This window comes from Pseudomonas viridiflava, from assembly GCF_900602065.1.
Classification (GTDB): domain Bacteria; phylum Pseudomonadota; class Gammaproteobacteria; order Pseudomonadales; family Pseudomonadaceae; genus Aquipseudomonas.
Genome location: NZ_UWFN01000224.1, coordinates 1 through 335, shown reverse-complemented (window position 1 = coordinate 335; position 335 = coordinate 1). Strand labels below are relative to the sequence as shown.

General features: G+C 63.3%; 1 protein-coding gene. It reads right to left on the bottom strand.

The window, feature by feature from the left end:
- Positions 1-335: N-formylglutamate amidohydrolase (locus EE949_RS12945; protein ID WP_206335711.1), on the bottom strand; the 335-nt coding region annotated here is incomplete at both ends.

The following is a 335-nucleotide window of genomic DNA, read 5'->3' as shown; positions in this document are numbered from 1 at the left end:
TTCCTGCTCCAGCGTCTGGTGATACGGCGTCCAGACCTGCTCCAGGTACTTCGCTTGCTCTTCAGGCCCCGGCGTTTGTCCTTCCTTGAACAGCGGCACGCCGTCGAACAGGATCGATGGAAACAGCCCTGTGGTTGCACCGGCATACATCGGTTTGTCGTCGGACGGACGATTGAGGTCGATGACGAATCGCGAATACTCGGCCGCCAGGGTGCTGGCGCCCAGTTCGGCAGCGAAGTCGTACAGGCGCGGGATGTGCCAGTCGGTGTCGGGCAGGCTCAGCGCCTCGTCCACCAGCCCGGCTTTCACTGCAGGCGTGAGCTTGAGGCCCGCGT